Origin of the sequence: Flaviaestuariibacter amylovorans, from assembly GCF_039541815.1 — a bacterium.
GTDB lineage: Bacteria > Bacteroidota > Bacteroidia > Chitinophagales > Chitinophagaceae > Flavisolibacter > Flavisolibacter amylovorans.
The window spans coordinates 31447-51168 of the sequence record NZ_BAABGY010000005.1; the positions used below are offsets into that span (position 1 = coordinate 31447).

21 protein-coding genes are annotated in these 19722 nt (G+C 60.5%); 7 read left to right on the plus strand and 14 right to left on the minus strand.

From position 1 onward, the window contains the following. Positions 1–51: 51 nt before the first annotated feature. The 7 genes from ABD937_RS05400 to ABD937_RS05430 form a co-directional block, all read right to left on the minus strand. The gene (locus ABD937_RS05400) at positions 52–633 is read right to left on the minus strand and encodes a hypothetical protein (RefSeq protein WP_345254015.1); all 582 of its coding nucleotides are present in this window, start codon (positions 631–633) and stop codon (positions 52–54) included. A 35-nt stretch (positions 634–668) separates the two neighbouring features. Continuing rightward, a complete protein-coding gene (locus ABD937_RS05405) occupies positions 669–1259 on the minus strand; it encodes a hypothetical protein (protein ID WP_345254017.1) in 591 nt (196 codons plus the stop codon). A gap of 95 nt (positions 1260–1354) precedes the next feature. Continuing rightward, positions 1355–1786, minus strand: coding sequence for a sulfite exporter TauE/SafE family protein (locus ABD937_RS05410; RefSeq protein WP_345254018.1), 432 nt, complete (start codon positions 1784–1786; stop codon positions 1355–1357). A 16-nt stretch (positions 1787–1802) separates the two neighbouring features. Further along, entirely contained in the window at positions 1803–2372 is a 570-nt protein-coding gene (locus ABD937_RS05415) for an inorganic diphosphatase (protein WP_345254020.1), read from the minus strand. Next, positions 2369–2725: a fluoride efflux transporter FluC gene (locus ABD937_RS05420; protein ID WP_345254022.1), complete on the minus strand. Its 357-nt coding sequence runs from the start codon at positions 2723–2725 to the stop codon at positions 2369–2371. The genes ABD937_RS05415 and ABD937_RS05420 overlap by 4 nt, the downstream gene beginning before the upstream one ends. Further along, complete coding sequence (locus ABD937_RS05425) at positions 2722–3141, minus strand: nuclear transport factor 2 family protein (protein ID WP_345254024.1); 420 nt, start codon at positions 3139–3141, stop codon at positions 2722–2724. The genes ABD937_RS05420 and ABD937_RS05425 overlap by 4 nt, the downstream gene beginning before the upstream one ends. 306 nt (positions 3142–3447) lie before the next feature. After that, positions 3448–4497 carry a PhoH family protein gene (locus ABD937_RS05430; RefSeq protein WP_345254025.1) on the minus strand — a complete coding sequence of 350 codons (1050 nt, stop codon included), beginning with the start codon at positions 4495–4497 and terminating at the stop codon, positions 3448–3450. 475 nt (positions 4498–4972) lie between these two features. Here ABD937_RS05430 and ABD937_RS05435 point away from each other — a divergent pair, with 475 nt between their 5' ends. The 6 genes from ABD937_RS05435 to ABD937_RS05460 all read left to right on the plus strand — a co-directional run bounded on the left by ABD937_RS05435 (position 4973) and on the right by ABD937_RS05460 (position 11415). After that, complete coding sequence (locus ABD937_RS05435) at positions 4973–5236, plus strand: hypothetical protein (protein WP_345254026.1); 264 nt, start codon at positions 4973–4975, stop codon at positions 5234–5236. A gap of 272 nt (positions 5237–5508) precedes the next feature. After that, positions 5509–7251: a hypothetical protein gene (locus ABD937_RS05440; RefSeq protein WP_345254027.1), complete on the plus strand. Its 1743-nt coding sequence runs from the start codon at positions 5509–5511 to the stop codon at positions 7249–7251. After that, positions 7251–7985: a glycosyltransferase family 2 protein gene (locus ABD937_RS05445; protein WP_345254028.1), complete on the plus strand. Its 735-nt coding sequence runs from the start codon at positions 7251–7253 to the stop codon at positions 7983–7985. Before ABD937_RS05440 ends, ABD937_RS05445 begins: the two co-directional genes overlap by 1 nt. Before the next feature lie 139 nt (positions 7986–8124). After that, positions 8125–8571 carry a single-stranded DNA-binding protein gene (locus ABD937_RS05450; RefSeq protein ID WP_345254029.1) on the plus strand — a complete coding sequence of 149 codons (447 nt, stop codon included), beginning with the start codon at positions 8125–8127 and terminating at the stop codon, positions 8569–8571. A 371-nt stretch (positions 8572–8942) separates the two neighbouring features. Then, the gene (locus ABD937_RS05455; RefSeq protein WP_345254030.1) at positions 8943–10046 is read left to right on the plus strand and encodes an Ldh family oxidoreductase; all 1104 of its coding nucleotides are present in this window, start codon (positions 8943–8945) and stop codon (positions 10044–10046) included. A 49-nt stretch (positions 10047–10095) separates the two neighbouring features. Beyond that, a complete protein-coding gene (locus tag ABD937_RS05460) occupies positions 10096–11415 on the plus strand; it encodes an aspartate kinase (protein WP_345254031.1) in 1320 nt (439 codons plus the stop codon). A 180-nt stretch (positions 11416–11595) separates the two neighbouring features. Here the strand turns inward: ABD937_RS05460 and queA are convergent, their stop codons facing one another. The 5 genes from queA to ABD937_RS05485 all read right to left on the minus strand — a co-directional run bounded on the left by queA (position 11596) and on the right by ABD937_RS05485 (position 16874). Next, positions 11596–12645, minus strand: a complete 1050-nt coding sequence (gene queA / locus ABD937_RS05465) for a tRNA preQ1(34) S-adenosylmethionine ribosyltransferase-isomerase QueA (RefSeq protein WP_345254032.1) — start codon at positions 12643–12645, stop codon at positions 11596–11598. A 214-nt stretch (positions 12646–12859) separates the two neighbouring features. Then, entirely contained in the window at positions 12860–13807 is a 948-nt protein-coding gene (locus ABD937_RS05470; protein ID WP_345254033.1) for a phosphatase PAP2 family protein, read from the minus strand. A gap of 168 nt (positions 13808–13975) precedes the next feature. Beyond that, positions 13976–15670: an ABC transporter ATP-binding protein gene (locus ABD937_RS05475; RefSeq protein ID WP_345254034.1), complete on the minus strand. Its 1695-nt coding sequence runs from the start codon at positions 15668–15670 to the stop codon at positions 13976–13978. Next, the gene (locus ABD937_RS05480; RefSeq protein WP_345254035.1) at positions 15667–16056 is read right to left on the minus strand and encodes a hypothetical protein; all 390 of its coding nucleotides are present in this window, start codon (positions 16054–16056) and stop codon (positions 15667–15669) included. Before ABD937_RS05480 ends, ABD937_RS05475 begins: the two co-directional genes overlap by 4 nt. Positions 16057–16103: 47 nt before the next feature. Continuing rightward, positions 16104–16874, minus strand: a complete 771-nt coding sequence (locus tag ABD937_RS05485; protein ID WP_345254037.1) for an AMP nucleosidase — start codon at positions 16872–16874, stop codon at positions 16104–16106. A gap of 29 nt (positions 16875–16903) precedes the next feature. Between ABD937_RS05485 and ABD937_RS05490 the strand changes: the two genes are divergently transcribed. Continuing rightward, positions 16904–17362, plus strand: coding sequence for a type I restriction enzyme HsdR N-terminal domain-containing protein (locus ABD937_RS05490; protein ID WP_345254038.1), 459 nt, complete (start codon positions 16904–16906; stop codon positions 17360–17362). 151 nt (positions 17363–17513) lie between these two features. Here the strand turns inward: ABD937_RS05490 and ABD937_RS05495 are convergent, their stop codons facing one another. Together ABD937_RS05495 and ABD937_RS05500 are read right to left on the minus strand one after the other, a co-directional pair. Then, on the minus strand, positions 17514–18293 hold the full coding sequence (locus tag ABD937_RS05495) for a sterol desaturase family protein (protein WP_345254039.1): 780 nt from the start codon (positions 18291–18293) through the stop codon (positions 17514–17516). A 411-nt stretch (positions 18294–18704) separates the two neighbouring features. Continuing rightward, positions 18705–19622, minus strand: coding sequence for a lytic transglycosylase domain-containing protein (locus tag ABD937_RS05500; protein WP_345254040.1), 918 nt, complete (start codon positions 19620–19622; stop codon positions 18705–18707). Positions 19623–19722 lie beyond the last annotated feature (100 nt).

Here is a 19722-nt window from a genome sequence, read left to right on the forward strand (position 1 = left end):
TTCGGTATTCGTGCCTATTGCCGGCGAAGGGCTTACCGGTCCGCCAACGGGTCAGGGGAGCGCATTGTATTGATATTCGAGCGACAGGAACCAATCGTCACGGAGATTCTTCCCGAACCGGATGCGTAGATGCGGATCGGCGTGGTCCCGGTCGTTGATGGTATACACACGCACCTGGCCAGCGGTGCCGGAAGTCTGCTCCCGCCAGATACTGTTGGCTAAAAACGGCTGAACGATCTCCTTGCAATACCGCTTCCACTGTTTCCAGGTAAAGTCTTTCCCGGGAGCGCTGTATTCCTGGATATAGGTGTAATAGGAGCTTGTCAGCACCGTGGCACCGGTACTTATGTTCTTATGGTAAGTGTTCACCCGGCCAAAAAGCAGGGTAGCAGTGTCTGCACCTTCGATCATTCGTGGATTGTGAAAGCGTCCGCGGAACAGCCAGTTCGGCGCGGGTACAGGCGAAGGCACCACGGCAGGGGCGGCATTGAGTTGCTTCACCCACTCCTGCGGGTCAGTTCCCTCCGGCAGCAGGTGGAAATACCGGCGGGCAACGGCGTCTAGCCCGGGGCTCAGCTGCGCATGGCCGGCGGTGCAATAGCAAAGCGCGATCAGTAATAATACAGGCTTCATCAGGATCAGGATCTTTATTGACGGTGAATCTTCATTTAAGGTTGTTGTACCGGCGGCTCGTGCATCAGCTCGATCAGGAAGAACCAGTGATCACTGTGCGCGGCCTCTCCAAAACGGATGTTAATGTCGTTGGTGCGAAACTCACGGTCCGAGAAGGTAAAGCCGCGCACCTTCAGGTCGGTGATCAGGTTCAGGTCTTTCCGATTGGTAACGCTCCCCAGGTCGCGCACGATGGTCATGCAGCGGTCTTTCCATTCCTTCCAGGTGAACCGGTCTTTCGGAACGCGGTAGACCTGAATGAGTGAGTTGTAGCTCGTGCCACGGTAGGTAGCACCGGTGCTTCGGTTCTTCCAATAGGTTCCGTTGCGGCCATATTGAATACCCGCCGAATCTGCTTCCGGAAACAGGCGGTTGGACCGGAAGCGCGCCCGGAAACGCTCAGCGCTTTCCTTGGGATCCACGATCAGCGAGGTGTCGGCGGCAAGCTCCTGCAGGAAGGCCGTTGTGGTCTTACCGTAGGGAAGTGCGATGAAGTAGCGGAGTGCGGCGCTGGCGAGCTGCTGGCTTGGCTGAGCGTAGGTCACTCCGGACCAGAGCAGGATACAGGCGGTCAGTAATTTTTTCATGGCGTCAGTTTTGGTGCGGAGGTGCGCAGCGGGAAGGTAATAAAAAACTCCCGCCGGTGGGCGGGAGCAAACAGATAAGCGGGGGAGCAAAGGGGTCAGACCTTTTTTTCGATAGCCTCAACCGGCGCCGTATTCCGAGCGGCCGTTTCCTTGATCTTCTTGTCGAGGAACAGCATCTTGAACGCGGTCAGGATCAGTACGGCGGCGAAGATCTTCTTGACGGTGTCCTGGGGCAGGCTGAGGGCGATGCGGCTCCCGAGAAAGCCGCCGACCACGAAGCCCGCGGCCACGAGCCACACGGCCTGCATATTAAGCTCTCCGGCCTTGTGGTATTGCCATACGGCCAGTATTCCTACGGGCAGCAGCAGGATGCCGAGCGAGGTGCCCTGGGCCATCTTCTGGGAGTAGCCCATGAAGTACACGAGCGCCGGAACGATCACGATGCCGCCGCCGATGCCGACGAGGCCGCCAAGCATGCCGGCCACGAGTCCTACGGCCAGAAGGGCCAGAACGATCTCAAAGTTCATGGGTCGTTTTTTTTGATCAGCCCTCATGGGTGAAGGTTTCCTTGTAGAGCGCGATGGCGTCTTCCACGATCTTGTAGGCCACTTCGCGGGGCTGAAAGTCCTCGATCACCACCTCCTTGTTTTCCAGCACCTTGTATTGCTCGAAGTAATTCTTCAGCTCGTTGAAGAAGTGGCGGGGCAGGTCGTCGATCTCCTGCATGTGGTTCACGGAGGGGTCCTTGGTGGCAATGGCAATGATCTTGTCGTCTTCCTCGCCGTTATCGATCATCTGCATGTTGCCGATAATGGTGGCGTCCACGAGGCAGAGCGTCTGGATGGGCTGCGAGCAGAGCACCAGGATGTCGAGCGGGTCGCCGTCGAGGCCAAGCGTCTGCGGGATAAAGCCGTAGTTGACGGGGTAGTGGAAGGAGGAGTAGATCACGCGGTCAAGGCGCAGGAGGCCCGTCTCCTTATCGATCTCGTACTTGGTGCGCGAGCCCTGCGTGATCTCGATCAGCGCGTTGACGCGCTGCGGGGCTTTAGTGCCGAAGTGGGCGCCGTGCCAGGGGTGGAGTACTTGTATGGTCGGGGTCTTTTTCATCGTCATGTCATCAGTTTATACCCGGCAAAGGTAGCGAGCAGACCGCCAGCCACCGTGGCGAAAGTATAGAGGAGGAAAGTGCCGGCGCGACCGTCCTGCAGGAGGCCGTTGCTTTCGAGCGTAAACGCCGACAGGGTGGTGAAGCCGCCGCAGAAGCCGCTCATCAACAGGTGCCGTCCATCGCTGGAAAGGTTGCGGTCCGATAGTGCCCAAAGCACGCCGATCAGGAAGCAGCCGAGACCGTTCACGAGCAGGGTGCCCCAGGAAAAGAACGGCGCGTTGAGCCAGCGCTGGATCAGAAAGCGCAGGATGCCGCCGCTGCCGCCGCCGATGCCCACGAGCAACAGTGTGCGGATCATGGCTGCTGCGCGGTGCTGTCGTTGAACGAATATTTGAGGTCCACGAGCCACTGCCCGCCGCTGCGTACGACTTTAAGGTCGCTGCGCTGCTGCTTGTAGGAGTTGTCGTAGGTCACGATGGACGTGCTGTCGTTAAGCGGCTTCGTGTCGAAGATGCGGATGGAGGCCTCGTGGTATTTGCGGTTCTCGGCTTTGTCCATCCCGGCGCGCACGCGGCGCGTCGTTTCGAGGTATTCGAGGTTGGTGGAGTCGGGCACCAGGTAGGAGCGCGCTGCGTCGTAGTTGTTGTCGAGCGAGGCGCGGATGAAGTTGCGGGCGGCGTCCACGTCGCTTTCCGACCCGGTGGGCCCTTTCTGGTCATTACCGCCGCAGGCTGCCAGGAGGAACAGTGCCAGTGGCATCAGGAATAGTCGCATGCGGCAAAGATAACCCATCCCCGGCCCATCCCCCCGACCCCTTCCCAAAGGGAAGGGAGACCCCTGCGGGTTGGCCAATGTTCGATAGAAGCAGGATGCCGCTCCCTTCCCCTGGACACCGAGCAAAAAGCAAAGGTTGCGCGCGGAGCACAGGCCGGGGATGCATTGCTCCCATCCCTTCGGGAGGGGCCGGGGGTGGGTCCTCCCATCCCTTCGGGAGGGGCCGGGGGGGCCTCCCTTCCCGTTGGGAGGGGCTGGGGATGGGTCAAAAAAAGGCCGCGGATCATTCCGCGGCCTTGTACGATGTTACTGGCTTTGTTGTCCTTGCGATCCCTCGTCGGATCGGCGCGGGGCGAAGCGCTGCCGGCGCTCGGCGCGCTCGGCCTCTTCTTCCTCCATTTCGCGCTGGCCTTCCTTGTCATACGCTTTCAGGATGGCCTTCACAAGGCGGTGACGCACTACGTCTTCCTCGTCCAGCTCGATGTAGCCGATGCCGTCGATGTTGCGCAGGATCTTGCTCGCCTTGGCCAGGCCGGAGCGCTGGTTGCGCGGAAGGTCCACCTGCGTCAGGTCACCGGTGATGATGGCCTTGGCGTTGCCGCCGATACGCGTGAGGAACATCTTGAGCTGCAGATCCGTGGCGTTCTGGGCCTCGTCGAGGATGATGAAGCAGTTGTCGAGCGTACGGCCACGCATGTAGGCGAGGGGTGCGATCTCGATGGTGCGGGTGGACATATAGTATCCGAGCTTGTCGGCCGGGATCATGTCGTCGAGCGCATCATAGAGCGGGCGCAGGTACGGATCGATCTTCTCCTTGAGGTCGCCCGGGAGGAAGCCGAGGCTTTCGCCGGCCTCTACCGCGGGACGCGTGAGGATGATCTTCTTCACTACCTTGTTCTTGAGGGCGCGCACGGCCATCGCCACCGCGGTGTAGGTCTTACCGGTACCGGCAGGGCCGATGGCAAACACGATGTCGTTCTTTTCCGCGGCCGTTACCAGGCGTTTCTGGTTGGCGGTGCGGGCGCGCACGGTCTTGCCGTTGGGTCCGAACACGAGCACGTCGTTGGGGTTGCGCTCTACGAAGTTGTCGACCGTCTCGGCATCGTCGCCGCCGAGGACCTGCTCGAAATAATTCTCGCTCATGTGGCCGTTGCGTTCAAGGTATTGAATAAGGAGTTCGATCTTTTCCTTGGCCCCGTCTACCTGCTCGGGAGCGCCACTCAGTTTGAGCTGGGTGCCGCGCGAGAGGATCTTGAGCAAGGGGAATTTCTTTTTCAGGATGTCCAGCTTACCGTTGTTGACCCCGAAGAATTCGATCGGGTTCACGGTTTCCAGGTTGATGATTGTGTCTCTCAATTCAAGTAAGGTTTAAGTCATGTGATCCGGGCGTGCCGGCTTACTTCACAAGTTTTCCAGCCTACAAGTTATAACACACTGTGTTAAGGAAGTGTAGTCGCTTGCATACGCCAATGTTAATTAAAATTCCGTGCCGGAACCGCTGCGCTGGCGACGACTTTTTCACAGGCACACGGGCGCTTTTGAAGGCACTTTCCGGCGGTTCCGAATCTCCTTCCCGTGCGCGCGGGGACTGCATTTCCCAATCCGTAGCATTACGGGATACCGGCTGCTCCGGCCAGCAAGTTATACACACCCGGCAGGAGGGCGAAAGCGGAAGGATGTGCAGAACTATCCGGCGTGGCTGCGGGCTGCAATCCGGCAACGGACCGCAGGCGCTGCTGTCGGGTAAAAAGGGCCCCGTTTTCTGGATTTTAGCGGCTCAGGTACTGCGTTGCGGACCGCTATTTGCGGTACTACCCAAAAATCAACAGTTATGGCAAATACCAACCAGGGTGGCAGCACCCAGAACAACCAGTCGTACGGGCACGAGGAAGGACAAATGCGCAACACGCCTGCAGGCTCGTCCAACAACAGCCAGGGCATGTCGGACATCATGAAGGGGCAGCCGCAGCGCCACTCGGGCACCAGCCAGGGAAACGGCGACAGCCAGCAGACCGGCTCCTCCGGCGAAACCGAAAGCGATCGCGCCAACCGCAACGAGGACGAGGGCGTCCGTGGCGGCAACAGCAGCATCTAGCCCCCTGTCCCCCAAAAGGGGGAACTTAGGTTGATCATTCTTTACTGAATGGCACCTTTTCTCAAAGCACTTTTTAAAAAAGCGACCCGGCGCTGCCGCCGGGTCGCTTTTTTAAAAAGTTCAACGCTCAATGTTCACGTAAGCGCGGTTCTGATTACTGGCACTTACCCGCTTTTGGGTGTGATGGCTACCATAGTGAAGGCCCAACCTAAGTTCCCCCTTCGGGGGACAGGGGGCCGGGGGACAGGGGGGCGGGTCCGTATCTTCACGCCATGCCAAACGATGGGCGCACCTTTTCGCGCAACTGCTTCCTGATCGCCTCCCTGTGGCTGCTGGCCGTGGGCTTCTGTTACTACCCGAAGTGGACGAAACCGCAGACCGAGGCCACCCTCAGCTGGGATGTTTCCGGGTATTATCTCTACCTGCCCGCGGCGTTCATTTACAAAGACTTCAGGCAACAAGCCTTTAAGGATTCGATCATGCGCCGCTATGTGCCGGCAAGCGATGCCTATCAATCCTACCGCGACAGCGCCAGTGGCAACATGGTCATGAAGTATTCGATGGGCATGTCGCTGGCCTACCTGCCGTTCTTCGCGGCCGGGCACGTGGTGGCCCACCTGTCGGGCCATCCTGCCGACGGCTTTTCCCCGCCTTACCAGGCTGCCATCGGCATCGGCAGCCTGCTGGTCTCGCTCCTCGGCCTCCACTTCCTGCGGCGCCTGCTCGATCGGTACGTGTCGTCCACCGCCACGGGCATCGTGCTGCTCCTGTACGTGTTCGGGACCCACTATCTTGAATACGCGGCCATTACCAATGCCATGAGCCACAGCTACCTCTTTACCTGCTATGCCGGCTTGCTGCTGCTGACGATCCGCTACTACGAGGAGCCCTCACGGTGGCGGGCCGCCGGCATCGGCGCGCTGGTGGGCTGGATGACGCTGATCCGGCCCACGGAGCTCCTCGCGCTGCTGCTGGTACTCGGGTGGGGCATCGGCAGCGGTGCGGCGCTCAAGGCCCGCCTGCAGCTGCTGGCCCGCCACCGGGGGCACCTGCTGCTGGCGGCCGCGGGGCTCGTGCTCGTGGGCGGATTGCAGCCACTCTACTGGAAGCTGGTGGCAGGCCGTTGGTTGGTCTTCAGCTATACCACCGACCACTTCGACTTCGGGGCGCCCCACTTCAGCAACGCGCTCTGGAGCTTCCGCAAAGGCTGGTGGATCTACACCCCGCTGATGTTTCTCTCTGTGGTCGGCTTCGCATTCCTGTACCGGCGGCCGGCGCTGTTCTGGCCGGTGCTGCTGTTCGTGCTCCCGTTCTTCTACGTCACCTTCAGCTGGAGCAACTGGTGGTACGGTGGGGGCCTCGGGCAACGGGCGCTCATACAGGTCTACCCGGTGCTGGCCTTCCCGCTCGCCGCCCTTATCGAGACCGTGTACCGGCGCCGTGTGCGCTGGCTCCTGCTGCCCGTCGTGCTCTTTTGCACCTATTACAATCTCTGGCTGCACCACCAGGCGCACCGGGGCGGGCTGCTCGAGCCCGAGTTCATGACCTATGCCTATTGGAAGAAGATCTTCCTGCGCTACGAGGTAGCTCCCGATGCCCGCAAGCTGCTCGACGCCGACGAGGAATATGCCGGCGTGCCGGCCTGCCCGGAGCTCGTGTTTCAATCGGCCGATACGATGCTGCTGACCGCGCAGGTGCCATACACGCCGGCGGTGCGGGTGGCGCCGCTGGAGCCGAAGCGCTGGGTGCGGGCCGAGGCGGTGGTGTGGAGCGCCGACCCGGAGCGCTACCTCTGGACCATGAGCCAGCTGGTGGTGCGCGAGTGGAAGGGCGGCCAGGTGATCAAGCAGAACCAGCTGCGGGCGGAGCGGCTCCTGGAATACGGGTTCGGTCCGAAAAAGGTCTGGCTCGACCTCGAGCTGCGCGACCCGCGCGACAGCGCCGAAGTTTTCTTTTACAACACCGGCAGCGCAAAACAACTTAATATTACAGGCCTGAAAGTCTATCGTTTTTGATGCAACCCGAACAACTGCCCCTGCTCACGATCCTGATCCCCGTATTCAACGAAGAGCGCTTTATCTACCAGGTGTTACAACACGTGGCCGGGGCCAGCCTGCCCGGCCTGCGCCGCGAGCTCGTGGTGGTGAACGACTGCAGCACCGATGGTACGAGCAACGAGGTGCGGCGTTTCCAGGCCGACCACCCGGGGCTGGCCGTGACCCTGCTGGAGCACCCGGTGAACCGGGGCAAAGGGGGCGCGGTGCAAACCGGCTTGCAACAGGCGGCAGGCGAGTTCGTGCTGATCCAGGACGCTGACTTCGAGTACGATCCCCACGATTATCCCGACCTGCTGCGTCCGCTGGTGCGCGGCGTGGCCGACGTAGTGTATGGCTCGCGCTTTATCGGCAGCAAGCCGCACCGCGTGCTGTTTTTCTACCACTACATGGCCAACCGCATGCTGACGGTGCTCTCGAACTGGTTCACCAACCTGAACCTCACCGATATGGAGACCGGCTACAAGGCGTTCCGGACCGAGATCGTGCGCCCCATCCGCCTCTACGAGCAGCGCTTTGGCTTTGAGCCGGAGATCACGGCCAAGGTGTCGCGCGTGCCCAAGGTGCGTATCTACGAGGTCGGCATCAGCTACTACGGGCGTACCTACGAGGAGGGAAAAAAGATCAACTGGAAGGACGGGGTAAAGGCGATCTACTACATCATCAAATACAACTCCTGGGCGCGCCGCGGCTAGGGCCGGCGACCCGGAAAAACACCGGGTGTCCCGGTGAACAATCACACCGTTCCCTGTGGAAAAAATCAGCGGATTTTGGGAAATCCTACAGCCTCCGTCCGCCCCGGAATTCGTATCTTGTGGACCTAATTTGAGCACTATGATTAAAATGCAAGTAATCGGCAATCTGGGTAAGGATTGCACAGTAAACACAGTGAACGGTAAGAACGTGATCAACTTTACGGTGGCCCACACCGAGAAGTACAAGGACAGCCAGGGCAACCAGCAGGAAAAGACCACCTGGGTGGATTGCGCTTACTGGACCGACCGCACCGCGGTGGCTCCCTACCTCACCAAGGGCAAGCAGGTCTTCGTGGAAGGCCAGCCTGAAGTCCGCAGCTTCACGCGTAACGACGGAACCGCCGGCGCCTCGCTTTCGATGCGCGTGCGTGAGCTCCAGCTCATTGGTGGTGCCCGCGAGGAAGGTGGCGGCGGTGGCTACAATGGTGGCGGCCAGCAGCAGTCTTATGGTCAGCCCCAGGCCGCTCCCCAGCGCCAGGGTGCACCGGCAGCAGCCGACGACATGGCGGACGACCTGCCGTTCTAAACAACCTCTGAATCCCCGAAAGCCCCGACCAAAACGTCGGGGCTTTTTTTTACCCTTCGACAGGCTCAGGGTGACAAGGTCCGCTAAGCGTGCAGGATCGTGTCAGGTATCGTATCAGTATCCTACCTGGAAATCATAAGGAATGATCGGGCAGGAGCAAGAAGTCAAGCAACCGTTCCCGATATCTGCGCTTATCGTATCGATCATAAGAATCTGCGTTCTTTTTCTCCAATGAGCCAACCACTTCGCCGCTGCTCAACATTACACACGGCGCTCTAATATCCCTCGGTTCTTTTCCATCATTATCCCATTACCCCATTCCCCTATTAGTACATTAGCACATTACCCCATTAGCACATTACTTTCGCGCCATGTCTGCCACCTTCTCTTACGACGCGCTCGTTGCCTTCTCCCGTTCCGTGTTCACCGCCATCGGCTGCCCCGAAGAAGATGCGGTGCTGGCTACCGAAGTGCTCCTTTCGGCCGACCTGCGCGGCATCGACTCGCACGGCATCGCGCGCCTCAGCGGCTACGTGCGCCTCTGGGACGCGCAGCGCGTGAAGGCGGCGCCCGATGTTCGCATTCTCCACGAAACGCCCTCCACAGCCACCGTCGACGGCGACAGCGGGCTCGGACTCGTGGTGGCGCCAAAGGCCATGCAGATCGCGATCGACAAGGCAAAGCAATGCGGCTCCGGGTGGGTGAGCGTGCAGCATTCCAATCACTTCGGCATTGCGGGCTACCATGCCCTCATGGCGCTGGAGCACGACATGATCGGCATCGCCATGACCAACGCCAGCCCGTTGGTGGCGCCTACTTTTTCGATCGAGCGCCTGCTCGGCACCAACCCCATCGCGGTGGCCGTACCGGCAGGAGCCGAGCCGCCCTTTGTGGCCGACCTCGCCACCACCACCGCCGCCAACGGCAAGCTCGAGATCCTGCAGCGCAAGAACGGCGTGGCCCCGCTCGGGTGGATCCAGGATAAGGAGGGACGCCCCGTCACCGACCCGCACAGCCTCAAGGCCGGTGGCGCCCTCCTGCCGCTCGGCGGCGACCGCGAGCACGGCTCGCACAAAGGCTATGCGCTCGGGGCCGTGGTGGATATTCTTTCTGCGGTATTGAGCGGCGCCAACTACGGTCCCTGGGTGCCGCCCTTCCCGGCCTATGTGCCCATGCCTACGGGCATGCCCGGCAAAGGCATCGGTCATTTCTTTGGCGCGATGCGCGTGGATGCGTTCCGGCCCGCCGATGAGTTCAAGCAGCACATGGACCAGTGGATCCGGCGCTTCCGCTCGGCAAAGACGGCCGAGGGCTACGATAAGGTGCTGATCCCCGGCGACCCGGAGCGCGAGATGGAAGCGGTACGTCGTGCAGACGGTATCCCGCTGCTCGGTCCCGTGGTCGATGATCTTCGCTTCCTTTCCGAGAAATTCAGTATCCCGATGCCGCCAGCCGCTGATCGATCGCAGATCTAAGATCTCAGATCTGAGATCAAAAGATCCTCCTCCTACCTTTGCGGGCCTTATGAAGATCATGAAATTCGGCGGCACCTCGGTAGGTAAGCCGCAGCGCATGCACGAAGTAGCCCGGCTCATCACTACCGACCGTGAAGAAAAGATCGTGGTGCTCAGCGCCGTGAGCGGCACCACCAATGCCCTCGTTGCCATCTCGCAGCAGCTCGCCACCGGCGACCGCGCGGAGGCCCGCCGCCTCATCGACGCCCTCGAGGAGCAGTACCGCGCCTTCGTACCCGAGCTCGTTCAAACGGATGCCGCCCGCGCTAAGGCAGGGGCCATCCTCGACGAGCATTTCGACTTCCTGCAGATCATCCTGCGCATCTCCTGGAGCGAGGCGCTCAATAAAGACATCCTCGCCCAGGGCGAACTGCTTTCCACGAAGCTGTTCTCCACCTGCCTCGACGAGCAGGGGATCCGCCACGCGCTGCTGCCCGCGCTCGACTTCATGCGCATCGACGCGCACGAGGAGCCGCAGGTGGACGTCATCCGCGAGCTGCTCTCCGCACAGCTCCGGGCGCACGAAGGCACTCCGCTTTTCGTCACGCAAGGGTTTATCTGCCGCAATGCCCGCGGCGAAGTCGACAACCTGAAACGCGGCGGCTCCGACTACAGCGCCTCGCTCATTGCCGCCGCCATCCGCGCCGACGTCTGCGAGATCTGGACCGACATCTCCGGGATGCACAACAACGACCCGCGCGTGGTGGACCGCACGGTGCCCATCGAGCAACTGAGCTTCGACGAGGCGGCCGAGCTCGCTTACTTCGGGGCCAAGATCCTGCACCCGGCTTCCATCTGGCCCGCACAACAATACAATATTCCCGTGCGCCTGCTCAACACCATGGAGCCCGCCGCTGCCGGAACGCTGATCGCGCAGGAGGCGGCCGCCCCCGGCGCCAAGGCCATCGCCGCCAAGGACGGCATCACGGCAGTAAATATCAAGAGCTCGCGGATGCTGCTGGCCTACGGCTTCCTCCGCCGCGTGTTTGAAGTGTTTGAAAAGCACCGCACGTCCATCGACATGATTACGACCTCCGAGGTAGCCGTCTCCGTTACGATCGACAATGCGTCCGCGCTTGCACAGATCCAGGACGAGCTCGCCGCACTCGGCACCGTGAGCGTCGACGGCGGGCAAACCATCATCTCCATCGTGGGCCACGAGATCGCCTCCGACGCCTCGCTGCTACACCGCATCTTCCAGTGCCTCGAGGGCGTAGAAATACGGATGGTGTCCTACGGCGGCTCGCTGCACAACATTTCGCTGCTGGTGGCGGCCGATAAGAAGAAGGAAGTGCTCCAACGGCTGAATAAAGGAGTGTTTGATTTATAGATTGAGGAGGGTAATACTTGATTAACTGAGTACATGAATACTTGATTACGTGAGGGGAGGATCGAATGAGAAAAGGGTGAAGTTTCCTTCACCCTTTTGCTTTTTCACTCCCTCGTGAATCGATTATTCATGTACTCAAGTAGTCAAGTAATTCCCTCAACTACGCTAACCTAATACTTCTTAAATAATGAGCATGGCGTCTCCATACGAGAAGAAGCGGTACTTGTCCTTGATCGCCTTCTTATACGCTTCCATCATGAGGTCGTAGCCGGCGAAGGCGCAGGCCATGATGAGCAGGCTCGTCTTGGGCAGGTGGAAGTTGGTCACCAGCGCGTCGGCGATGTTGAACTCGTAGGGCGGGTGGATGAAGGTGTTCGTCCAGCCTTCGGAGGGCTTCAGCAGGCGCTGTGCGGTGAAGCTCGACTCGAGGGCGCGCATCGTGGTGGTGCCGATCGAGCACACACGGTGGTTTGTTTCCTTGGCCTTGTTCACGATCTTGCAGGCGGTTTCCTCGATGCGGTAGTATTCGGCGTCCATCTTGTGCTTGCTGAGGTCTTCCACCTCGATGGGGCGGAAGGTACCGAGGCCGGTGTGCAGCGTTACTTCTGAGAAGCGGATACCCTTGATCTCGCAGCGTTTGATGAGCTCGCGGCTGAAGTGCAGGCCGGCGGTGGGTGCGGCTACGGCGCCTTCGTACTTGGCGTACACGGTCTGGTAGCGCTCGCGGTCCTCATCATCGGGCTTGCGCTTGATGTATTTGGGAAGCGGGGTCTCGCCATGCTTCTCGAGGATGAGGCGGAACGCGTTGTCGTCGCCCTCGAAGAGGAACTTGATGGTGCGGCCGCGCGAGGTCGTATTGTCGATCACCTCGGCTACCAGGTCCTCGTCGTCCCCGAAATAGAGCTTGTTGCCCACGCGGATCTTACGGGCGGGATCCACGATCACGTCCCAAAGACGGTGCTCTTTGTTCAGCTCGCGCAGCAGGAAGACCTCGATCTTGGCGCCCGTCTTTTCCTTGCGGCCATACATTCTTGCGGGAAATACCTTGGTGTTGTTTACTACGAAGGCGTCCTTGTCGTCGAAGTAGTCGAGGATGTCGCGGAAGTTTTTGTTCTCGATCTCGCCGGTCTTGCGGTGGATCACCATCATCCGGGAGTCTTCACGTTTTTTAGAGGGGTTCTGCGCGATGAGGTTCAGGGGCAGGTCGAACTTGAATTGGGAGAGCTTCATGGAGGAACTTCTGTTTTTTTGGGCTGCCGGGCTCGGCGCCGAATTGGGGGGCAAGGAGGCGCAGCCGCCGTTGCGGCATGCGATGGGGTAGAAGGTCCTCCCAGTCCCCGGTCTTACGGCACCGGGCCTGGATACGCTTTTTCAGGGCGCAAAGGTAAGGGAAAAGATGTCAGATTTGGGATCTGGGATCTGAGATCTGGTGTACGGGCGGGCTTTACTTCAAAGCGGGCACCTCGCTGTGGGGGCTATGGACGGCTACCGCGTTGAAAGTGTTCAGCTTTTTAAAAGACTTCTTCTTCGGTTTCCAGGTGATGCTGGGGCCGGTGCCGAACTCAGTGGAGGTGATACCGAACTGTACGGTCTTGGGCCGGATCTTATGCAGCGCGGGAATGCCGATGCCCGCCACCGAGCCTACGAGGAAGCCGATGATGACGTCCGAAGGGTAGTGGGCGAGCGCCTTGATCCGCGCATAGCCTACGAAAAGGGGCGGTACCGCCGCCAGGCCATAAAGCAGGAAGCGCTTCTTCCCGATCTCCGGGTGGTAGTCGGTGTACACCTTGGCGGCAAAGAAGGTGGCCGCCGCGGCATTGGCTACGTGGCCGCTGAAGAGCGAGTTGCGGTTGCCGCCGCGGAGGCGGAGGCCGTCGTTGAAGCCCTCGTAGTAGACGATCGGGCGGAAGCGCGACTGGAACGAAGGCCCGAGCGGGCTGAAGTTATAGGTCGTAAAGGTCACCGCCTGGGTCTGGTAGAACATCATGAGGATCTTGGTCCAGTCCTTCCGTACGTTCTTGTCGAGGAGCACCGAGAAGGAGGCGAGGAGCGAGCCCTGGAGGCCGAGATCGGAGATCTTGAACCATTGGTCGCGCTGGGCCGGGTTCTGGCGCAGGGCCCAGCGGTCGATACCGTTGAACAGCTCGGGCCGCAGGGCCGCGATCTCGGCGGGGCTGATCGGCTCCTTGGCATGCAGGATGTTCTTGATCGCGTACATGTTGCCGAGGGTCATGGCCACGCTGGAGCCCAGGGTGCCCCAGGGGTTCACCTTATAAACGATCTGCTTCAGCTCACGATCGCCTGGGGCTTTGGCGGCCCCCTCTGCCGTCATCGACACCACCGTATCCACTTTTTTCTCCTGGGCCCCTGCCGGTGCGGCGCAGAGGACCATCAGGAGGCCGGCTACTCCATAACGCCGGCCATATATCCTGCCTTTCCTTAGAATTTGCTCAAGCATGCCCCCACCCGATAAAAAATGATGCCACCGGAATTCCTGCCCGCGCGGAGGGAGCGCTTCGTGGCATCCGTTCAAGTAAAAGGGATCAAGCCTGGTCTTTTGTCACACACCCGGGAACGCGCTGCGTCCCGGAAGGGCTTCGAGGAGGGTTTGTGTGTATGGATGAGCGGGGTTGTGGTATACGGCTTCGGCATCGCCGAGCTCTACGATCCGGCCGGCCTGCATCACGGCGATGCGGTCGCTCATATAGCGCACTACCGAAAGGTCGTGGGAAATGAACAGGAGCGTGAGGCCGAGCTCGCGGCGCAGGTCGTTGAGCAGGTTGAGCACCTGTGCCTGCACGCTCACGTCGAGCGCCGACACCGACTCGTCGCACACGAGCAGCGACGGGTTGAGCGCCAGGGCACGGGCGATGACGATGCGCTGCCGCTGCCCGCCCGAGAAGGCATGGGGATAGCGCCCGCCGGCGTCTTCGGGAAGGCCTACCTGGTCGAGCAGCTGGCGCACGCGCTGACGCCGCTCGCGGCCGGGGAGTCCCTGCTGCACCTGCAGCGGCTCCTCGAGCGCATCGGCAATGGTGAGGCGCGGGTTGAGGGAGGAAAAGGGATCCTGGAACACCAGCTGCACGTTCCTGCGGAAGGAGCGGAGTTGCTTGCGGTCGAGCTTCAGGAGGTCCTGGCCGGCGAGGGCGATCGTTCCGGACGTTGGCTCCACGAGGCGCAGGAGCGTCCGGCCCAGCGTCGTTTTGCCGCACCCCGACTCGCCCACAAGACCCAGTGTTTCGCCCCGATACAGGTCGAGGTCCACCTGATCCACCGCGGTAAAGGACTCGAGGGTGCGGCCCCAGAGATTGGTGCGGGTGGGAAACTGTACGGTCAGGCCGCGGGCGCGGAGCAGCACTTCGGATGCGGCCGGGGCCTTCGCGGCGGGCTGTTCGGTGGGGCGTTCCTTTCCTTCGAGGAAGTCGGCCACGAGCGGCAGGGGCGCGCCTTTCGGGTGCAGCGCCGGGCGGCAGGCCAGCAGGGCCCTCGTATAAGGATGCTGCGGTCGTTGCAGCAGCGTGTGTTTGTCGGCCACTTCGAGCAGGTCGCCGCGGTAGAGGATGGCGATGCGGTCGGCGATATCGGCCACCACGCCGAGGTCGTGGGTGATGAAGAGCACCGCCATGCCGAGTTCCTGCTGCAGTTCTTTGATCAGCTCGAGGATCGTCTTTTGCACGGTCACGTCAAGGGCGGTGGTGGGCTCGTCGCAGAGCAGGAGGGCGGGCCGGCAGCACAGGGCCATGGCGATCATGACGCGCTGCTTCTGCCCGCCGGAGAGCTGGTGCGGGTAACGGCGGCCGATGCTTTCGGGGTGGGGTAGCCGCACTTTGCGGAACCATTCGGTGGCCTCCGCCAGTGCTGCCTTCCGGCTCAGCCCGCGGTGTTGCTGCAGCACCTCGGCTACCTGACGACCGCAGTTGAGCACGGGGTTGAGGGCGGTCATCGGCTCCTGGAAGATCATCGCGATCCGGTTGCCGCGGAGGGCCTGCAGGTCGCGCACGGGTAGCTGCAGGAGGTCGACCTCTTTTTCGCCGTCCCGGAACAGGATGCGCCCGGTGTAGCGGGTAATGGCTTCAGGCATCAGCCGGAGGATCGAGAGCACCGACACCGATTTGCCGGACCCCGATTCGCCCACCAGTGCCAGCAGCTCGCCCGGGCGGATCTGGAGGTCCATGTTGCGGACCACGGTGGCGGCCTCCGGGCCGGTGCCCAGCCGCACGCTCAGGTCCTGGATATGCAGCAGCGGCGGGGTCATTGGCAGGGTTCCGACTGGATGCGGATGTTCAATTTCTTTTCCGGCGTCGGGTAAAAGGCCATGCAGCGGATGCAGTCCTGTTTGCCGCTATTGTCGATCAGGAACCAGAACTCGTCGCCGGCGTTGAGGCGCTCCGGAAAGACACAGGGGTTGCCGAGCGCGAACACGTTCTCGTATTCTTTCCCGGTGGTCTCGTCGGTCCATTTGGCCTGCACGAGTGCCGGGTCGATGGTGCCGGAAACCACCTTGATGGTATAGTTCTGGCAGAGGCCCTTTACTTCGAGGCGGCCCTTGTAGCAGCCGGGAACGCTTTTCTGGTTTTGCCGGCAGCTTGCCTGTACCGACAAAACAGCCAGGAGCACCAGCGTGATGGTCTGTAGTTTCATGTTCGGGTGTTTCGGGTGAGTATAGCTGCTACCGGCGTTTGCATGGATCAGAAGCGCAGGTGCCTTACCGTGAGGCCGTTGTTGGCGAGCTGCTTCAGCGAGTCGATGCCGATGCGGATGTGGCGCTCCACGTACTGCTCGGTCACCTTGCGGTCGCTTTCCTCGGTCTTGACGCCGTCGGGTGTCATCGGGGAGTCGCTCACGAGCAGCAGCGCGCCGGTCGGGATCTTGTTGTAGAAGCCCACCGAGAAGATGGTGGCCGTTTCCATGTCGATGGCGTAGGCGCGCACTTTCTGCAGGTATTCCTTGAACACTTCGTCGTGCTCCCATACGCGGCGGTTGGTGGTATACACCGTGCCGGTCCAGTAGTCGATCTCCTTTTCGCGGATGGTGGTGGAGATGGCTTTCTGGAGGGCGAAGGCAGGCAGGGCAGGCACTTCGGGTGGGAAGTAGTCGTTGGACGTACCCTCGCCGCGGATGGCCGCGATGGGGAGGATGAGGTCGCCGAGCTTATTGCGTTTCTTGAGGCCGCCGCACTTACCGAGGAAGAGCACGGCTTCCGGCTCGATGGCCGTGAGCAGGTCCATGACGGTGGCCGCCGTAGGAGAGCCCATACCGAAGTTGATGATGGAGATATTGTCGGCCGTGGCGCATTGCATCGGCTTGTCGGTGCCTACAATGGGAACGTTATGCCATTCGGCAAAGAGGCGTACATAGTTGCTGAAATTGGTCAGCAGGATGTATTTGCCGAACCGGTCGAGGGGCTGGCCGGTGTAGCGTACCAGCCAGTTCTTGACGATCTCTTCTTTTGTCTTCATGCACAAATATAAATCATTAGGTTTGAAGCATGATCGATGTGCCTTTCCCGGAGCCGCGATTCCGGTACCGCGAGGCGGGCGGGAAGCGGCAGGTGTTCGATGCGTGGCGCCGCTGCTGGGTGGCGCTGACGCCCGAGGAATGGGTGCGCCAGAATTTCGTCAGCTACCTCGTTTCGTGTCTTCACTATCCTGCTTCCCTGATCGCCCTCGAAAAGGAGATCCGCGTCGGTGAGCTCCGGAAGCGCTTCGACGTGCTGGTGTACGACCCGAACCATCAGCCCTGGATGCTGGTGGAGTGCAAGGCGCCCGAGGTGCCGCTGGCCGCGCACGTGCTGGAGCAGGCGCTGCGCTATAATCTCTCCGTGCCTGTGGATTATATTGTGATCACGAACGGAAGCGGCACGATGGCGTGGAAGAAGGAAGGCGCGTCGTTGATAGAGTTGAAGGAGCTGCCGAAATGGGCGGGAGGACAAGGAAATATCGAATAGCGAACATCGAATAACGAATATCGAAATGCGCTTCCGGCACACAGGTCCGGCAATTGGGCGATCGGTTAGGAATAAGGAACAGGGAACAAGGAACAGGGAACACGGAAGAGAGAATTACCCCACTTTATTTTGGCATTATCCCATTAGCACATTATTTCCCGGTTTTCTCATCGAAGAGTCCTTCGTACAGCGGGGATTCGGTTCCTTTCCATTTATCCCAGAAAGTAAAGTACAGACCGTAGTTATACTTGAACTGCTTGTGGTGCAGCGAGTGGTGCGTGGCGCCGATGAGCCAGCGGCCGAGCGGGTGGCGGGCAAAGCCTTTCGGGTATACCTCGATGTCGAGGTGGTTGATGACGGAGGAGAAGGTCATGATGGTGAGCTGCGTGAGCACCACGTAGAGGTGCATCGGCAGCACCAGCAGGAGCGCCGGCAGGAAGAGGGCCTGTAGTACTCCTTCGAGCGGGTGAAAGGAGAAGGCCGTCCAGGGCGAGGTGATGTTGGAATCATGGTGCACCTTGTGCACGATCCGGAATACGCGGGGATGATGCATCCAGCGGTGGAGCCAGTAGTAATACGTTTCGTGGGCGAGCATGGCGATGACGAGACTCAGCGGCAGCCACCAGAGCGGGTACTCGTTCACGTCGAGGTAAACCCGGGTACGACCTTGCTGCCACAGCACCAGCAGGGCTGCGCCCGCCACGGCAAAGAGCCCGGCGGTGATGGTGCTCCAGTACACCTCACGGCGGAACTGCCCCGGCTTGTGCGCACGCTCGTTGATCTTGCGTGCGGCGTAGCGCTGGGGCTTCCAGCGGTAGAAGATGCCGAAGAAGAGCCCGGCAATCAGGAAGTAGCGCCCGATCACGACGGCGAAGATCACCAAGGTGGCAAGGAGGAAGTAGAGCGGCTGGCTGAAATCGGGTAGGGTCATGGGTTCGGTAAAGATAACAACGGAGGGAGGGAAATGGTTTTGGAATGTTTTGACAGGGTTCTTAGGAGCTTTTTGGGTTATTCGATCATGGCACATGTGACCGTGCAAGCAGGGTTTCAGGCTTTGCAAGGGCTTCGGCTGATGGAAAGCGGGGCTGGCGCCCCTTGGCACGACGACACGACGGCACAAAGGCACGACGAAAAACGGATAAAACAGATTGTTTTCTTACGCCGTGCCGTCGTGCCTCCCGAAGCGTCGGGGGGCGTTGTGCATCGGGGCCGACTGCGGCCATCCATTTCCCTTTTTCGGAGGCTCGTTTACTCAAACAGGCTCTTAAGGTTTTGGGAAGTTTGATTACTGCGATGAGCAGAAGCCGCCTTTTCCGTGAACGCAACCCTCCAAAACCCCGTATTAAAACCCTTTCTCTTCCTCCGGCAATTGAATTACGTAGCTTTTTCCGGCGCTAACCGGGAGCGAGCGGCCGCGGAGCCAGGGATTGAGCTGGCGCAACATCTTATAGGTGGTGCCGTTGGCCTGCGCAAAGGCCGCGAGGTTCGGTATGGAGCTCGTTACCGTAATAGTACGGGTGGCCGGCATCGTGTATTTCTCCTCGTCTTCCACCTTGAAGCCGAGCGCCTCGCTGTTCTCGAGCAGGTGCTTGAAGGCCAGGATCCGGAAGATGTAGCGGTTCGTTTCCTCGGGCAGCAACAGGTCGTAATACTGTTTCGTGCCCTGGTAGGTGGCCTGCCCGTTGTAGCCACCCTGTCCGCAGTTGTACGAGGCCGCGGCGGCCGTCCAGGAGCCGAATTTCTGGTAGGCGCTCTTCAGGTAAGCCGACGCCGCATCGGTAGCGCGGATGAGGTCGTAGCGATGGTCCACTTCCTTGTTCACCTCGAGTCCGTAGCCCGGGGCCGTGCCGCTCATAAATTGCCAGAACGAAGCCGCACCAACCGAGGAGATGGCCCCGGGAAGGAGGTTGCTTTCCGCGATGCAGAGGTACTTGAAATCTTCCGGTACCCCGTTGGCCCTGAGGCGCTCGGTGATGACGGGAAAGTATTTGTTGGCCGACTTGATCAGGAAGAGGATGTTGCCGTGGTTGTAATAGTTGATCATGACCTCACGGTCGAGGCGCTCGCGCACATCCCAACGGTCGAGCGGAACGGCTTCACCGGCAAAGGAAAGCTGCTTCGGCAGCACCGGCGCCGTGATGACGTTGCCCGTAGGCGTACGCTCGGAGGGGCGTCCGTTGAAGGCAAGCTGGCCGATGACGCCGATGCCCAGCAGGAGGCCCGCCGCCACGTTGAGCGTGTTACGTAGAATGGGTTTCATGGTTAGCATTTTTCCGGTGAGGAATACCGGAGCCGGCTCAAATAGGGTGCCAGCCCCCTGTCCCCCAAAGGGGGAACTTAGGTCGTAGATGCTTTACGGT

Coding starts and splice junctions, on each gene's coding strand:
- ABD937_RS05400 (WP_345254015.1), bottom strand. CDS start 633: ATGAAGCCTGTATTATTACTGATCGCGCTTTGCTATTGCACCGCCGGC.
- ABD937_RS05405 (WP_345254017.1), bottom strand. CDS start 1,259: ATGAAAAAATTACTGACCGCCTGTATCCTGCTCTGGTCCGGAGTGACC.
- ABD937_RS05410 (WP_345254018.1), bottom strand. CDS start 1,786: ATGAACTTTGAGATCGTTCTGGCCCTTCTGGCCGTAGGACTCGTGGCC.
- ABD937_RS05415 (WP_345254020.1), bottom strand. CDS start 2,372: ATGACGATGAAAAAGACCCCGACCATACAAGTACTCCACCCCTGGCAC.
- ABD937_RS05420 (WP_345254022.1), bottom strand. CDS start 2,725: ATGATCCGCACACTGTTGCTCGTGGGCATCGGCGGCGGCAGCGGCGGC.
- ABD937_RS05425 (WP_345254024.1), bottom strand. CDS start 3,141: ATGCGACTATTCCTGATGCCACTGGCACTGTTCCTCCTGGCAGCCTGC.
- ABD937_RS05435 (WP_345254026.1), top strand. CDS start 4,973: ATGGCAAATACCAACCAGGGTGGCAGCACCCAGAACAACCAGTCGTAC.
- ABD937_RS05440 (WP_345254027.1), top strand. CDS start 5,509: ATGCCAAACGATGGGCGCACCTTTTCGCGCAACTGCTTCCTGATCGCC.
- ABD937_RS05445 (WP_345254028.1), top strand. CDS start 7,251: ATGCAACCCGAACAACTGCCCCTGCTCACGATCCTGATCCCCGTATTC.
- ABD937_RS05450 (WP_345254029.1), top strand. CDS start 8,125: ATGATTAAAATGCAAGTAATCGGCAATCTGGGTAAGGATTGCACAGTA.
- ABD937_RS05455 (WP_345254030.1), top strand. CDS start 8,943: ATGTCTGCCACCTTCTCTTACGACGCGCTCGTTGCCTTCTCCCGTTCC.
- ABD937_RS05460 (WP_345254031.1), top strand. CDS start 10,096: ATGAAGATCATGAAATTCGGCGGCACCTCGGTAGGTAAGCCGCAGCGC.
- queA (WP_345254032.1), bottom strand. CDS start 12,645: ATGAAGCTCTCCCAATTCAAGTTCGACCTGCCCCTGAACCTCATCGCG.
- ABD937_RS05470 (WP_345254033.1), bottom strand. CDS start 13,807: ATGGTCCTCTGCGCCGCACCGGCAGGGGCCCAGGAGAAAAAAGTGGAT.
- ABD937_RS05475 (WP_345254034.1), bottom strand. CDS start 15,670: ATGACCCCGCCGCTGCTGCATATCCAGGACCTGAGCGTGCGGCTGGGC.
- ABD937_RS05480 (WP_345254035.1), bottom strand. CDS start 16,056: ATGAAACTACAGACCATCACGCTGGTGCTCCTGGCTGTTTTGTCGGTA.
- ABD937_RS05485 (WP_345254037.1), bottom strand. CDS start 16,874: ATGAAGACAAAAGAAGAGATCGTCAAGAACTGGCTGGTACGCTACACC.
- ABD937_RS05490 (WP_345254038.1), top strand. CDS start 16,904: ATGATCGATGTGCCTTTCCCGGAGCCGCGATTCCGGTACCGCGAGGCG.
- ABD937_RS05495 (WP_345254039.1), bottom strand. CDS start 18,293: ATGACCCTACCCGATTTCAGCCAGCCGCTCTACTTCCTCCTTGCCACC.
- ABD937_RS05500 (WP_345254040.1), bottom strand. CDS start 19,622: ATGAAACCCATTCTACGTAACACGCTCAACGTGGCGGCGGGCCTCCTG.